This window comes from Streptomyces melanosporofaciens (assembly GCF_900105695.1).
Taxonomy (GTDB): domain Bacteria; phylum Actinomycetota; class Actinomycetes; order Streptomycetales; family Streptomycetaceae; genus Streptomyces; species Streptomyces antimycoticus.
Genome location: NZ_FNST01000002.1, coordinates 2337066 through 2351486 on the forward strand (window position 1 = coordinate 2337066; position 14421 = coordinate 2351486).

At 72.7% G+C, this 14421-nt stretch carries 13 protein-coding genes; 9 read left to right on the plus strand and 4 right to left on the minus strand.

What is annotated here, in order from left to right; genetic code table 11:
• Positions 1–458: 458 nt before the first annotated feature.
• The 5 genes from BLV72_RS52000 (at position 459) to BLV72_RS12610 (ending at position 9303) form a co-directional block, all read left to right on the plus strand.
• A complete protein-coding gene (locus BLV72_RS52000) occupies positions 459–3110 on the plus strand; it encodes an FHA domain-containing protein (protein ID WP_425288370.1) in 2652 nt (883 codons plus the stop codon).
• A complete protein-coding gene (locus BLV72_RS12595; RefSeq protein ID WP_425288371.1) occupies positions 3071–5380 on the plus strand; it encodes an FtsK/SpoIIIE domain-containing protein in 2310 nt (769 codons plus the stop codon). The genes BLV72_RS52000 and BLV72_RS12595 overlap by 40 nt, the downstream gene beginning before the upstream one ends.
• 288 nt (positions 5381–5668) lie before the next feature.
• Positions 5669–7027: an ABC transporter substrate-binding protein gene (locus tag BLV72_RS12600; protein WP_093462259.1), complete on the plus strand. Its 1359-nt coding sequence runs from the start codon at positions 5669–5671 to the stop codon at positions 7025–7027.
• Positions 7028–7051: 24 nt separating this feature from the next.
• A complete protein-coding gene (locus tag BLV72_RS12605; RefSeq protein ID WP_093462261.1) occupies positions 7052–8425 on the plus strand; it encodes a carbohydrate ABC transporter permease in 1374 nt (457 codons plus the stop codon).
• Positions 8422–9303 (plus strand): carbohydrate ABC transporter permease, encoded by an 882-nt coding sequence (locus BLV72_RS12610; protein WP_059144547.1) that lies wholly within the window; start codon positions 8422–8424, stop codon positions 9301–9303. The genes BLV72_RS12605 and BLV72_RS12610 overlap by 4 nt, the downstream gene beginning before the upstream one ends.
• Before the next feature lie 71 nt (positions 9304–9374).
• On the opposite strand, the gene BLV72_RS12615 is transcribed toward BLV72_RS12610, so the two are convergent.
• Positions 9375–9830 carry an ATP-binding protein gene (locus BLV72_RS12615; RefSeq protein WP_093462263.1) on the minus strand — a complete coding sequence of 152 codons (456 nt, stop codon included), beginning with the start codon at positions 9828–9830 and terminating at the stop codon, positions 9375–9377.
• A gap of 169 nt (positions 9831–9999) precedes the next feature.
• On the opposite strand from BLV72_RS12615, the gene BLV72_RS12620 reads away from it, so the two are divergent.
• The 3 genes from BLV72_RS12620 to BLV72_RS12630 all read left to right on the plus strand — a co-directional run bounded on the left by BLV72_RS12620 (position 10000) and on the right by BLV72_RS12630 (position 11704).
• Positions 10000–10914 (plus strand): helix-turn-helix domain-containing protein, encoded by a 915-nt coding sequence (locus BLV72_RS12620; RefSeq protein WP_093462265.1) that lies wholly within the window; start codon positions 10000–10002, stop codon positions 10912–10914.
• Positions 10877–11005, plus strand: a complete 129-nt coding sequence (locus tag BLV72_RS49765; protein ID WP_244321399.1) for a DUF397 domain-containing protein — start codon at positions 10877–10879, stop codon at positions 11003–11005. The genes BLV72_RS12620 and BLV72_RS49765 overlap by 38 nt, the downstream gene beginning before the upstream one ends.
• 156 nt (positions 11006–11161) lie before the next feature.
• Positions 11162–11704: a DUF4232 domain-containing protein gene (locus BLV72_RS12630; protein WP_093462269.1), complete on the plus strand. Its 543-nt coding sequence runs from the start codon at positions 11162–11164 to the stop codon at positions 11702–11704.
• Positions 11705–11916: 212 nt separating this feature from the next.
• Here BLV72_RS12630 and BLV72_RS12635 read toward each other — a convergent pair whose 3' ends face one another.
• Positions 11917–12441: a MarR family winged helix-turn-helix transcriptional regulator gene (locus BLV72_RS12635; RefSeq protein WP_093462270.1), complete on the minus strand. Its 525-nt coding sequence runs from the start codon at positions 12439–12441 to the stop codon at positions 11917–11919.
• 40 nt (positions 12442–12481) lie between these two features.
• Here BLV72_RS12635 and BLV72_RS12640 point away from each other — a divergent pair, with 40 nt between their 5' ends.
• Positions 12482–13447 carry a DMT family transporter gene (locus tag BLV72_RS12640; RefSeq protein WP_167746344.1) on the plus strand — a complete coding sequence of 322 codons (966 nt, stop codon included), beginning with the start codon at positions 12482–12484 and terminating at the stop codon, positions 13445–13447.
• A gap of 26 nt (positions 13448–13473) precedes the next feature.
• Here the strand turns inward: BLV72_RS12640 and BLV72_RS12645 are convergent, their stop codons facing one another.
• Positions 13474–13794 carry a winged helix-turn-helix domain-containing protein gene (locus BLV72_RS12645; RefSeq protein WP_093462273.1) on the minus strand — a complete coding sequence of 107 codons (321 nt, stop codon included), beginning with the start codon at positions 13792–13794 and terminating at the stop codon, positions 13474–13476.
• The gene (locus BLV72_RS12650; protein WP_093462275.1) at positions 13781–14305 is read right to left on the minus strand and encodes a hypothetical protein; all 525 of its coding nucleotides are present in this window, start codon (positions 14303–14305) and stop codon (positions 13781–13783) included. Before BLV72_RS12650 ends, BLV72_RS12645 begins: the two co-directional genes overlap by 14 nt.
• Positions 14306–14421: the final 116 nt, after the last annotated feature.

Below are 14421 nucleotides of genomic sequence, written 5' to 3' on the forward strand. Positions count from 1 at the left end.
GCTGCTCTGCTGGACTGCTCTGCTTGACGGTCTGCGTGTGGTGCTCGTCCGCACCACTGTAATGGCGACGCACGGTGAGCCCTATCCGATCACCACACGAGGGTCCGGCGCGGGGGAAGACGTGTGATCCGGACAGATGGTTGCCAGTGTTGGCCCAGGCCGCTCGATCGCCGCTCGACCCGGCACCGCCGGGCGTCTCAAGGGCGGCCGTTCCGGTCGCAATCAGCCAGTTTCAGCCGACTAGCCGACCAATCAAGATCATGTGGCGCCGGGCGGCGGGCGAAGTGTCGGTGGCAGGTGCGAGGATGCAGGCAGCACGAAGCGCCGAGCGGTTGGGGGCTCACGCTCCGTGACCCGTACGACCCCGTACGGACCTGTACGTGCCGAAGGGCCTGGGGGCGGTGGTGGGGGTCGGCACCCCTGCCCGGCCCCCCGGACAGAAGGGACCGTTGACGGCGATGCAGATTCGGCTGACCGTCCTCGGGCCGCGCAGCGCCCACCCGGGCCGTTCCGGCCACCATCCTGCGCCCGCGTCCGCGCCGCATGCCCTTATGGGCGCGGTGGACGTCCTGGTCACCGCCCCTGTCGGCACGGCCCTCGCCTCGGTGGCCAGTGGGCTCGCCGACGCGGTCGCCGCGGCCGGGTACGAGGCGGGGGGCGGCAGCGGTGGCGGCGGCGCGGTGGTGCTGTACGCGGGCGGTGAGCGGCTGGACCCGCAGCGCTGTGCGCTGGGCGAGCCGCCGCTGGTGGACGGCGCGGTGCTCTCCCTGCACACCCCGGCCGACCCCGACTCCGGCCACTACCCCGGCTTTCCCGGCCTCCCCGAGGCGGCCGTGGCCGATGTCACGGTCCACCTGGACGTGGTCGCGGGGCCCGACGCGGGCGGCGTCCATCTGCTCCACGGCGGCCAGGTCCGCATCGGTCGCTCCGCCGACGCGGACGTCCCGCTGGACGACCCCGACGTCTCCCGGCTGCACTGCGCGGTCACCGTCGCCGAGGACGGCCGCGTGACCATCGCCGACCTCGGCTCGACCAACGGCACCGCCGCCGACGGCGTCCCCGTGGGCACCCATCCGGTGCCGCTGGAGCCGGGGGCGCTGCTGCGCATCGGCGAGTCCGCCCTGAGGCTGCGCGTCCCCTCCGCGGATTCCGCGTTCCCCTCGGCCCCCTCGCGCCTTCCGGTCCACGCGGACGGGGAGGGCCACCTGCGCGTCACGCCCGCCGGTGACCACCCCACCCACGCGGAGGGCCCCTGGACCGGCGCCCCCCAGTCCGCCCCCACCCACTCCGCCGAGGGCACCTGGACACCCCCGGCCCACCACCCGGGCACCGGCTGGACGCGAGTCACCCAGCCCGGTGACGAGCCTCACTCGGCGTCCGGGGTGCGCGGGGAGGGCGCGGGCGCCGGGACGCGGGACCCCCGCGGGGGCGAGGAGAGCTGGGGCCCGGGCACGGGAGCCACCGGGGCACGCGGCTCGGGCGCCGCCGGAGCTGGCGGCGCGGGCGCCGGGGTGCCGGGCGGGGCGGGAGCCGGGGCGCCGGGCGGAGCGGGTGCCGGGGCGCCGGGCGGAGCGGGCGCCGGGGTGCCGGGCGGAGCGGGCGGCCAGGGCCGCCGGGACGACGACGGCTGGGGTCCCGGCACGGGAGCCGCAGAAGCGCGTGGCGCGGGCGCCGGCCGGGGTCCCGGCTCGGGCGCCGCCGGAGCTCGCGGCACGGGAGCCGGGGTGCCGGGCGGGGCGGGCGGCCAGGGCCGCCGGGACGACGGATGGCACCCCGGCGAGGGGGCCGTCGCCGGGGCGCCGGGCGGAGCGGGCGGTCGCGGGTCCGGCCACGATGATCAGGACGGGCGGGCCGGCCGCCGGCCGACCGGCGACGGCTCGGTGAGCCCGGGCGGCTCGCCTTACGGCGCCGCGGGCGCCGGTCGGCGGGGTGAGCGGCCGCGTGGCGAAGGACACGGCGAAACGGGCGGACGCGGCCGGGGCCCGCAAGGGCCCTCGACCGCCGACCAGCCGTACGACGACCCGTCCACCACCCCCACCCGACGCGGCGAGCGCGTCCCCCGGCCGGGAGCCGCCGGACACGGCCCGGCGGGGCAGCCCGAGCGGCCCGCCCAGGACCGGCCCGGCGCGGGCGGCAGCGGCGGGCGGCCGCACGGTCAAGGGCACGGAGAAGCCCCCGAGCGTGCGTACCCCGGCGGCCGGCCGGGGCCGCGCGGCGGGCACGGCCCGGCCGACCGCTCGGCCGACCCTCGCCGCACAGGCCACGGCGCGGCTCCCGGCGACGCGTACCCCGGCGACTCGCCGTACGGCGGCGCGGGCGCGGGCCGCGGTCGGCAGGGCGAGGGGGACGCGGGTTACGGCGCCGCCCCGGGCGGCGGGCAGCCATACGGCCAAGGGCGCGGCGACACGGACGGACGCGGCCGACGCCCCCAGCGGCCCTGGTCCGCCGGCAACCAGCCCGCCGACGCGAGCCCCGGCGGCTCGCCATACGGCGGCGCGGGCGCGGGCCACAGCCGCCACCACGACGGCGACACCGACTCCGGGCGGCAGTCGGGTCCGGGCGCGGGTTACGGCGACGCCACCCGGCGCGGCGGGCAGCCGTACGACCAGGGCCCCTCCGCCACCGGCGGACAGCCCGCCGACGCGGGCCACCAGGGAGCGACGTATAACGGCCCATCGGCCGCTTCCGCACAGCGCGGCCCCTACCCCGGCGGCCGGCCCGGCGCCGGGCCGCGCAGCGGCCACAGCCCGGCCGACCCCGGCCACGCGGGCCAGGGCGGGGCTCCCGCCGACAGCGGGCCACGCGGCGGACGCGGCCCGGGCGACCGCTCGGCCGACGCCGGGCGGGCGCAGGCCGGGGGCTCCGGGGCCGGCGGCGCTGGGCGGCGTGGGGCGGGCGATCGTACGCATGCCGGGGCCTATGCGCTGGACGCGCCGGGGGCTCAGGCGCGGCGGCGCGGGATAGGGGCCTGGGTGCGGCAGTTGGCCGGGGGAAGGCGGCCGAGCGGAGCGGGGCCCGGCAGGACGGGGACGGGCGGGGCGCGGCGGAGCGGGCGGCCGCGGAGGCGGAGATGCTGCAGCGGCGGTGGCCGGATCCGGCCACCGTGTTGATGACGGCGCTGGGGCCGGGCTCCCGGTTGTGGGAGCGCGCCCAAGGACATCCGGACGCGCTCACCGTGCGTCTCGGCTCGGCCGACCAACTGGCGGCCGACGGCGGGCTGCTCGTCGCCGCGCCCGTGACCGTCGATCTGCGGCAGTGCGGTTCGCTGGGGCTGGCGGGGCCGCCGGCGCGGGTGGCCGGGCTCGCCCGGTCCGTCGTGGCGCAGTTGGCGGCCCTGCACTCACCGGCCGCACTGGAGATCGTGCTGATCAGCGGCGAGGAGCGACTCGCTCAGTGGTCGTGGCTCGGCTGGCTGCCCCAGCTCCAGCCGATGCGCGGCCAGGACTGCCGCCTGCTGCTCGCGTATGACGGCGAGCAGGCCACGGCCCGTACGGACGAGTTGACCCGGCGGCTGGAGGACGGGCCGCTGGGCCCCGGCTGGGCGAGTGCCTCCCCCGCCGCGGCTGCGGCCGCGGCGGCGCGCCACGTCGGGCCGCGCACCGTGGTGGTCGTGGACGGCGCCCCCGGTCCGGCCGCGCTGCACGACACGCTCGCCCGGCTGGCGGTGAGCGGCTCCGCGGCCGGGATCCATCTGCTCTGTCTGACCGAGGCGCCCGCCGCGTCGCCCGTGTCCCCGCTGCCGATGAGCTACGAGGCCGCGTGTGCCGCGTCCGCGCCCTTCGCGGCCTCCGGGGTGGCGGCCGTGCTGAGCGGCGATGTGGCCACGGGGCTGCAGATCGTCCATGGGAACGGGGACGGAGCCACGTCCGGCATCGCCGGGGCCACTGGTGTCTCCGGGGTCACGGGCGTCTCCGGGATCACCGGCGCGACCGGCGCCACCACGACCGTGACCGTGGACGCGGTGTCGGCGGCGTGGGCCGAGCGGTTCGCGCGGGCGCTCGCGCCCCTGCGCCCGGCCGCCTCCGCGCAGGGCGGCGCGTTCGGCGGCTCCGACGGCCCGCCGACCGTTCCGCTGCCGGACTCGGCGCGGCTGCTGGACGAGTTGGGCCTGGCGAGGGCCACCCCCGCGTCGCTGCTGGCCCGTTGGGCGGCCGCGGCGGACGAGGTCCCGGCGGGCGGCCGGGCGCTGGCGGTGCTCGGGGCCGGGCCGCGCGGCGCGCTCGCGGTCGATCTGGCCGCCGACGGTCCGCACGCGCTGATCGACGGCACGGCGGGCACCGGTAAGACGGAGCTGCTGCGCTCGTTCGCCGCGTCGCTCGCGGCCGCCGAACGGCCGGACCGCCTCGAGCTCATCCTCGTCGACGGCGCCGGGGCCGGAGCGGGCGAGGGGCTGCGGGTGTGCACGGATCTGCCGCATGTCTCGACGCATCTGGCGGCCACCGACCCGGTACGGATGCGGGAGTTCGCGCAGGCGCTCAGCTCGGAGCTCAAGCGCCGCGCCGAGTTGCTGGACCGGCTGGACTTCACCGCCTGGCACGCCCGGCCCCACCACGGCGAAGGCGGCAGTGGAGGTGGCGGTGACGCCGCCGACCCGGGCGGCACCCCTGGCGCGCCCGGCGCCGGTTCCGCCCGCGTCGTCGCGCCCCGCCCGCCCGGCGACATCGACCCGCCCCCCAGCGACACCCTCCACACGCTCAATCTGCGCGCTCAGCGCACCGCGAGCGCGGCGGCGGCAGCCACCCGCTCCCGCCCCTTCCTCCCCCGTCTCGTCGTGCTCGTCGACGACTTCGACGCGCTGGTGGCCCCGGCCCTCGGCAGCCCCGGCCGCCCGGCGGCCGGTTCGGTCGTCCGCGCCCTGGAGGCGATCGCCCGCGACGGCGCCCGCCTCGGGGTGCATCTGGTCGTGGCGTCCGGCCGCCCGGACCGTACGGCGGACACGGTGGCCGTCGAGCGGGCCGGACTCCGGATCGTCCTGGACCCGCGCCCGCTGAACCCCGCCCACCCCGGGGAGGCCGAGCGACCCCTGAGGTCCGAGCGGCCCGATACGGCCCCCGCCGCATCGCCACGCTCGGTCACATCCACCCCCGCAGCCGCAGCCGCCCCGGGCGGCGACCCGGCCCCGGGCCGTGGGCGGCTGTTCCGCCCGGAGGACGCCGGGGGCACCCCGTTTCAGGCGGGCCGGGTGACCGGACGGATACCGCGCACCGCCACGCAGCGGCCCACCGTCGTGCCGCTGGAATGGCGGCGGATGGGCGATCCGCCCGCCCGCCGGCCGCTGCGCGAGCTGGGCAACGGCCCCACCGACCTCGCACTTCTCGCCAGTGCGCTGCAGCGCGCCGCACAGTCCGCGGACGCGCCCACCGCACCCGCGCTGATCTGACCGCCCCCGATCGCCCGCTGTCCGCCCCTGCCCGCCACACGCCACGCCCTGCCCGTTTCCTGACCGTTCCCAGGCGATCTCGTCGTTCCTGACCGGCTTTCCGAGCCGTTCTGCCCAACCTCCCGTCTGACCCACCTGCCCCGTTCTCTGCCGATCGTTCATCACGGCCCGGTCACGATCCGTGAGTGAACGCCGGACGCAGTATTGCCACGTTCGGTGACCGGGCGTAGGACTACTCGCACGGGACACGGCCGCACGGGGGCGGTCGGCATCGGAGGGAACACGGGGATGCACGTATCGCTTCCTGCGAAGCGTTCGACACGAGCTGCGGTGGCCCTGCTGGCGGCGGGAGCACTCATGCTCACCGCCGCGGGCTGCGGCGGTGACGACGGAGACACGGTAAGCGGCGGTCCGCCGCCGAACACCGTGAAGCTGCCGAATCTCAAGGGGCAGAAACTCCAGGTCACCGCGGTATGGACGGGCACCGAGCAGGAGAACTTCACCAAGGTGCTGAAGGAGTTCGAGAAACGCACCGGCGCCAAGGTCTCCTTTGTGCCCAGCGGTGACGACATGGCGGGCTTCGTCGGTTCGAAGGTCGCGGGCGGTGCCCCGCCGGATGTCGCGATGGTCGGGCAGGTCGGCGTGATGCGCGAGTTCGCCCAGAAGGGCTGGGCCAAGCCGCTGGGCGCCGAAGCCGGCGCCGAGCTGGCCAAGAACTACGCCAAGGGCTGGCAGGACCTCGGCTCGTACGAGGGCAAGCCCTACGGGGTGTATTTCAAGACCAGCAATAAATCCCTGCTCTGGTACAACACCTCCGCGTTCGACTACGCGGGCGCGAAGGTGCCGAAGACGTGGCGGGAGTTCCTGGCGCAGGCTCAGTTGATCTCCGATTCCGGCACCGACGCGGTCGCGATCGGCGGCCAGGACGGCTGGACGCTCACCGACTGGTTCGAGAACGTCTATCTCTCCCAGGCGGGCGCGGAGAAGTACGACCAGCTCGCTCAGCACAAGATCAAGTGGACCGATCCGTCGGTGAAGAAGGCGCTCGAGACGCTCGCCGAGCTGTGGGGCACCAGGGGTCTGGTCGCGGGCGGCCGGAGCGGTGCGCTGCAGACCGCGTTCCCGGACTCGGTCACCAAGGCGTTCGGCAACAAGGCGGAGCCGGACGCGGGCATGGTCTTCGAGGCCGACTTCGTCGCCGCCAACGTCGCCGACGCGGGCGCGGAGCTGGACCGGGACGCGAAGGTGTTCCCGTTCCCGGCGGTGGGCGGTAAGGCACCGGTGGTGACCGGCGGCGACGTCGGCGTGGCGCTGACGAACAGCAAGGCGGCGCAGGCGCTGCTCACCTTCCTTGCCTCCCCGGACGCCGGGACGATCTGGGCTCAGTCCGGCGGGTTCATCTCGGCGAACAAAAACGTCAAGTTCAGCGCCTATCCCAATGCCTCGATGCGCAAGATCGCACAAGCGCTGATCGCGGCGGGCAATGACTTCCGGTTCGACATGTCCGACCAGGCTCCCGCCTCCTTCGGTGGCAAGCCGGCCCAGGGCGAATGGAAAGCGCTCCAGGACTTCCTCAAGAACCCGAGGAATGTCGAAGGCATCCAGCGCCGGCTCGAAGCGGATGCCGCCAAGGCGTACAAGAACTGACCACTGGACCGGGAGAACCACATCATGTCGACCGCGACAGCGGACGGCGCGGCCACACCTGGCCGGGCATCGTCCGCCCCACCGGCAAAGCGACCGAGCGCCAAAAAGAGGAAGAGCGTCATGGGCACCCGCCCCTGGCTGGCGGCGGTGTTCCTGCTGCCCGCCCTGGTGCTGCTCGGGGCCCTCGTCGTCTATCCGATCGGCTACTCCGTCTACCGGAGCTTCTTCGACGCCTCGGGCAATGGCTTCGTCGGCCTGGACAACTACCAGGAGATGTTCTCCGACGACGCCACCAAGACGGCGATCAAGAACAACATCATCTGGCTGATTCTGGCCCCCACCGTCTCCACCGCCCTGGGTCTGATCTTCGCCGTGCTCACCGAACGGGTGCGCTGGGCCACCGCCTTCAAGCTGGTCGTCTTCATGCCGATGGCGATCTCGATGCTGGCGGCGGGCATCATCTTCCGGCTGGTCTACGAGCAGGACCCGGACAAGGGCGTGGCCAACGCCATGTGGGTGGGCGTGCATGACTCCTTCAGCGAGTCGCCGCCGTTCCCCGGTGCCCATCCGCGTCCCACGGCCGGGCTGACCGAGGCGTCGGGCGGCTCGTTCACCACCCGGGACACCGTCCGCGCCGGCACCCCCGCCTCGCTGCCGCTGGTCGCGGCCAAGCGCGGGGACATCAGTGACGCGCAGGACGCCAGGGCGGCCAAGGCCGAGCCGGGGAAGGTGACCGGCACCGTCTGGTTCGACTTCACCCGGGGCGGCGGGGGCGAGCAGGGCACTATCGACAAGGGCGAGAAGGCGATGGCCGACCTCAGGATCGAGGCGGTCAAGGACGGCAAGGTCGTCGCCCGGACGACCTCGGCGGGGGACGGTACGTACACCCTCCCGGCCAAGGCCGAGGGCGCCCAACTGCGGCTGCCCGCCTGGAACTTCGCCCAGCCGTACAACGGCGTGGACTGGCTCGGCCCGTCCATCGTCACCCCGGCCATCATCGGGGCGTACGTCTGGATCTGGGCCGGTTTCGCGATGGTGCTGATCGCGGCGGGGCTCGCGGGGGTGCCGCGTGAACTGATGGAGGCCGCGCGGATGGACGGCGCCACCGAGTGGCAGGTCTTCCGGCGGATCACGGTGCCGATGCTGGCGCCGGTGCTCTCGGTCGTCGTCGTCACACTGATGATCAACGTGATGAAGATCTTCGACCTGGTGTACATCATCGCGCCGGGCCCCTCGCAGGACGACGCCAATGTGCTGGCGCTCCAGCTCTTCCAGTCGTCCTTCGGCACCGATGTCAACCAGGGCCTCGGCAGCGCGATCGCCGTGCTGCTGCTGTTGCTCGTGCTGCCCATCATGTTCATCAACATCCGCCGGATCCGAAGGGAGAGCCGCCGATGACCAGCGCGGACACGGTCGTACAGGCGAAGCAGTCCCTGGTCGCGCGGATCGCCGCCCGCGCCGGCGGCGGGGTGATGCGGGTCGTCCTCCTCCTGATCGGCCTGCTGTGGCTGATGCCGACCGCCGGACTGCTGCTGTCCTCCCTGCGGGACCCGGCCGAGGTGGACCTCTCGGGCTGGTGGAAGGTCTTCACCGACCCCGGGCAGCTCACCTTCAGCGGCTATGACGAGATCCTCGGCAATCAGCAGATCACCGACTCGCTGTGGACCACCCTCGCGATCACCGTCCCGGCGACCCTGCTGGTCGTGGTGATCGGCGCCCTGGCCGGTTACGCCTTCGCCTGGATGGACTTCCCCGGCCGCGACTGGTGGTTCCTCATCGTGGTCGGCCTGCTGGTCGTCCCGGTCCAGGTCGCGCTGATCCCGGTGGCCAAGCTCTTCGGCGAGATCGGCATCTTCCAGACCACCACGGGCGTGGTCCTCTTCCACACCGCCTTCGGCCTCCCCTTCGCGATCTTCCTCCTGCGGAACTTCTTCGCGGAAATCCCCCGCGAACTGCTGGAGGCGGCCCGCCTGGACGGCGCGGGCGAACTGCGCCTGTTCCTGCGCGTCGTGATGCCGCTGGGCGGTCCGGCCATCGCCTCGCTGGGCATCTTCCAGTTCCTGTGGGTCTGGAACGACATGCTGGTCGCCCTGATCTTCGCGGACAGCGGCAACCCGCCGATCACGGTCGCCCTGCAGCAGCAGGTCCGGCAGTTCGGCAACAACATCGACATCCTCGGCCCGGGCGCCTTCGTCTCGATGCTCATCCCGCTGGCGGTCTTCTTCGCCTTCCAGCGGCAGTTCGTGGCGGGCGTGATGGCGGGCGCGGTGAAGTAACCACCCACCACCCGACTCACCGCGGCCCGGCGCCCCCTCCCAAGGGGACGCCGGGCCGCCCCCTTTCCGGATCACGGCGCAGCGCATTCCGCCCACACCGTCTTACCGACGGGGGTACGAGGCGTCGTGCCCCAGCGGGTGGCCAGCAAGTCCACCAGGAGCAGGCCACGACCCGACTCGTCATCGGCCGTCAGCGTCGGCGGAACGGCCGGGAGGCGGTCCTCGCGGGCATCCGAGACCTCGATACGGATGGTGCGTGTCGAGGGCACGCAGGCAAGGCGGAGACGGAAGTCCCGCCCGGGCACCCGGCCGTGCCGAACCGCGTTGGAGGCCAGCTCCGCCACCAGCAGGGCCACCGTGCAGGACGCGTCCGACGCAGGCGGATAGCCCCACTCCTCCATCCGCCGCACGGCCAGCCGCCGTGCGAGGCGCGCTCCGCGCGGTGTGGCGGGGAACTGCTGGGTGAGCTCACGGAGTTCGGGATCGGAATCCGGCGCGGTGGTCGTCTTCAGCACGGTGTTGTCCATTTCCGTCCGATCGATTGTCCGTACGATTTCGCACCGTGTGCGCATCGTGACGTTCCGTGCTTAAGGATCGTGGTGCGGGTCTACGCTCGAAAGGCCGTAACGCCTTACCTTTCAGGTCGTAAGGAACGGAAGTGATGTTTTGGCCAGAGAAGTTGATCCCCGCTCGTCCATGGCGGCGTTATTCGGTTCGCGGGTCCGCAGACTCCGCACGGCCGCCGGTCTGACCCAGGCCGAGCTGGGCGAGCGCACGCATGTGGTCAGCACCCGGATCACCCAGATCGAGCGCGCGTCGGGAGCGAAGCCGACGTTCGAGCTGGCGCGGACGCTCGACACCGTCCTGGAGGCGGACAACCTGCTCGTGGACATGTGGCCGTATGTCTATCGGGAGGCGTTCCCGGACTGGTCGCGGGCGTTCATGGCGCGCTCGGAGCGGGCGGTGTCCATTAGGCAGTACGCGGCACATGTGGTGCCCGGTCTGTTACAGACCGAGGACTACGCGCGGGCGGTACTGAGTCTCGACCCCCTGCTCAGCGGCGAGCAGCAGCTGGAGGAGCGGGTCACCGCTCGCCTCGGACGGCAAGAACGGCTCCGTTCACCGGACCGGCCGGAGCTATGGGTGGTCCTGGACGAGGCGGTGTTACGGCGCCCGATCGGCAGCCACTCGGTCATGCGAGCGCAGTTGTACCGATTGCTGGAGGCAGCCGTTGAACGCCACATCACCGTGCAGGTCCTGCCATTCGACCAGGGCGGGCATGAGGCAATGGGCGGATCCCTGACCGTGCTGACGCTGCCGGACGGCAACGAAGTCGCCTACAAGGAAGGAGCCGACTTCGGTCAACTCGTCGAGGAACCAAAGGATGTGAAGCACTACGCGCTGTCCTACGATCGGCTGCGGGCAGGATCCCTGCCCCCGCTCATGTCGCTCGACATGATCCGATCCGTGATGGAGGGCAACCACCGTGGAGCGAGTGTCCCGTCCCGATCTGAACGGCGCCGCGTGGCGCAAGAGCAGCTACAGCAATCAGGCGGGTGGCGACTGCGTGGAGGTGGCCGACGGCATACCCGGCGTCGTCCCCGTCCGTGACAGCAAGCGGCCCGATAGCCCCGCGCTGGTCTTCCCAGCGGCCTCCTGGACTGCCTTCGTTGATGAACTGACGACCGGCCGCAGCCTCTGATGTAAGTCCTCGCAATGCGGCGGCAGTTGGGCGCCTGACTGTCCGAAATCGGCTCTCCGACATTCGGAACCTCCCCCGGGCACCGCACATCTTCCGGTGCGCAGGCGCCAACTGACATCGGGCGCCGATTCGTATGCGAGGGGAACCAAAAACTTCATGAAGAACAAGCTGACCACCGTGGCCCTTGCGGCCCTCGTCGTCGCCGGCACCGCCGCCACGGCCATCCCGGCCTCGGCCGCCACCGCCAAGGCCGCGCCGACCCGCTGCCACACCGCCGACCTGAAGGCCGGTTTCGCCATGGGGGAGGACGCGAGGCCGGAGATGGAACAGACCGAGAAACAAACGCAGGCGCACATCTGGTTCACCAACCAGAGCACGCGCACCTGCACCCTGTCCGGCTTCGCCGGTGTCGACATGATCGGCGCCCAGGGGACCGACGGCACCTGGTCGCTGGCACGCTCCTCCAAGACGCACGAAAAGATGGTCCTGGGGCCGGGAGACACGACGGACTTCAGCGTCAACCTGCTCCCGGTGGCCGAGTCCACGCCGCACAAGGAGAAGTTCGTTCCGGCGAAGTTCCTGGTCACCCCGCCGAACGAGACGGAGCACTTCACCCTGAAGTGGCCGTTCGGCGGTCAGATCCTCAAGCAGGACGGCGCCACCCACCCCGGCACCTACCTCAACCCGGTCGGCCTGTAACCAAGCCGAGCAGCCCCTCATCGCCGTCCCCGAGTCGGCCAGGGGCCGGTCCGCGTCGCCACTCCGGGCCCGCCGGACCCTCGTACGCGGGGTCCGGCGGGCCGCGAACTCCCCCAAAGAACCGGGATAAAGAACTCCCGCCCACCCACCCTCCCCGATCGTTAGTCCAGGGCGGCCGGGCGAAGCGCCGGCCGCAGTCCGGGGGTGGTGGGTCAGTCGCTGTCGGACGTGTGGGGGTGCTCCACGGAGGAGAGCCACGTCGTCAGCAGCGTTTCCAGTGCCGAGGCGTCGGTGGGCGTCAGGAGATCCAGTAGGCGGCGTTCGTTGCGCATGTGGTCGGCGAAGGCTCGGTCGATCAGCTCCAGTCCGGGGCCGGTCAGGGCGACGATCCGGCCTCGTTGGTCGCCGGTGGAGCGGCGGCGGGTGACGAGGCCGGCGCGCTCCAGGCGATCGATTCTCTTGGTCATCGCGCCGGTGGTGACCATGGTGTGCACGGCGAGTTCGCCGGGTGCGCGTTCGTACGGCTCGCCCGCGCGGCGGATGGCGCACAGCACGTCGAACTCGCCCTCGCTCAAGCCGTAGCGGCTGTAGACGAGGCGGAGTTCTTCGCTGAGCCGGTCGGCCAGGCGGTGCAGTCGGCCGATCACTCCTTGCGGGGTGACGTCGATCTCGGGTCGCTCGCGGCGCCACTCCGCCTGGATCCGGGCCACATGGTCCATCGGTTGTCGGTCCTCCATGGAAGGCAATATAGCTTCCCGGGAAGCTATATTGCCTTCCATGGAAGCTAACGTGCGTTGGGTGGCGCTGACCGCGGTCGCGCCGGTGGCCTGGGGGGCCAACTACTACGTCACCCGTGAGTTCCTCCCGGCGGACCACCCGCTGTACGGGGCCGCTCTGCGGGCGCTGCCCGCCGGGCTCGCGCTGCTGGCCGTGCGGCGGCGACGGCCTCGTGGCGTGTGGTGGTGGCGGTCCGCCGTGCTGGGGCTGCTCAATGTGAGCGTGTTCTTCGTCCTGGTCTACGCCGCCTCGCAACTGCTGCCGACGAGCGTCGCCTCGACGGTCATGGCGGTGTCCCCGCTGACGATGATGTTCATCGCATGGCCCCTGGTGGCCGAGCGGCCCCGGGCCGCGCATCTGTCCGGTGCGGTGATCGGGCTCGCCGGTGTATGTCTCATGTTGCTCATGGGGGCAGGGGCGAGCGTGCCGGGGATCCTTGCCTCGGCGACGGCCGTACTGGTGTCGTCCTTCGGCCACGTCCTCACCAAGCGGTGGAGCGGCAACGCCGACCTGCTCGCCTCGACCGCCTGGCAGCTCACCGCCGGAGGGCTGTTCCTGCTTCCGGTGGCCGCGGCCGTGGAGGGCGCCCCGCCCGCGCTCTCGCCATCCGTCCTCGCCGCGTTCTGCTACGTCGCCCTGGTGGCCACCGCCTTGGCCTTCACCGCCTGGTTCACCGGACTGCGACATCTGCCCGCGGGCACCGTGGGGCTGATCGGACTCCTCAACCCCGTGACGGGCGTGCTGCTCGGCACGGCGCTCGCCGGAGAGGCGCTGACCGTTCAGCAAATATGCGGGCTGGCCATGGTCCTGGCGGGCGTCGCCCTGGGCCGCCCCACGCGCGCCGGCCGACGCGCCGATGGTCGGGCAGCCACCGACGGGAACCACAGCTTGCCCGGCCCGAACCGGAAGCCCGCCTTGGCGGCGCACGCATGCGATCCATCCGCCGAACAGCCCACCCATGGCTGATCCGATGGCCACGGCCGGGACGCCCGTCAGGCGTCGGGGCGCTCCGCGGCCGCCCGCTGCGACTCCTCCACGACGCGGTGCAGCGCCGCCACATGTCTTTCGAGTGCGGCCCGTCCGGTCGGGGTGAGGGCAAGCCAGGTTCGGGGGCGCTTGCCCACGTAGCCCTTCTTCACCTCGACATACCCCCGGGCCTCGAGCGTGCCGGCCTGCTTGGAGAGCGCGGAGGGCGACATTCCCACCGTCTCGCGCACCCATCCGAACTCGGCCCACTCCACACTCACCAGCAGCGACACGATCGACAGCCGTGTCGGGTCGAGCAGGGCGGCGTCGAAGTCAGCGGGATCCATCGGCGACACCGTTCATGCCGTCCTTACCGTCGCCGCGCATCGCCAGGGAGTTCAGCCCCCGCTGCAGACTGCGGCCGAAGATGATGAGGGTGGCACCGAGCACCGCGCCCGCCACCGTCCCCGCGTACGGGAAGAGGTGGTCCGGCAGGAAGAGTGCGCCGACGAAGCCGAGCAGCACGACGGCGACGATCGTGAGCTGGGCCAGCCGCGCGAAACGCGGGGAGATCTCGCTCCTGCGCACGCGGGTGGGCCGCCCCAGGAGGGCGCCGCCGCGAGGGGTTCGCAACATCATCGCGTACACCAGGATCAGCGCTGTGACCGCCAGCGAGATCCAGGGGCGCACGTCGTCACCGAAGAAGTCGGGTGCCGCCAGCTCGGCGAAGATCGTGACGCCGAACACGACGCTGACCCAGCGGGATTCCTGCTCCGAGGCGCGGCCCTGGGCTCGGAGCCGCTCGATGTCGCGCAGTGCGCGGGCGGCCTCGGCGGGCGGGGTCACACGGTCGGACATGGGGTACCTCCTGGAGCTTGCGCATGCTTCAACCGAACCAGTTTCCTGAGTGGAAACTAGTTCCCTCTGGTGGAATAGTCAACCGACGGGACAGTCGCGTCCCGAGGGCAGGAGGT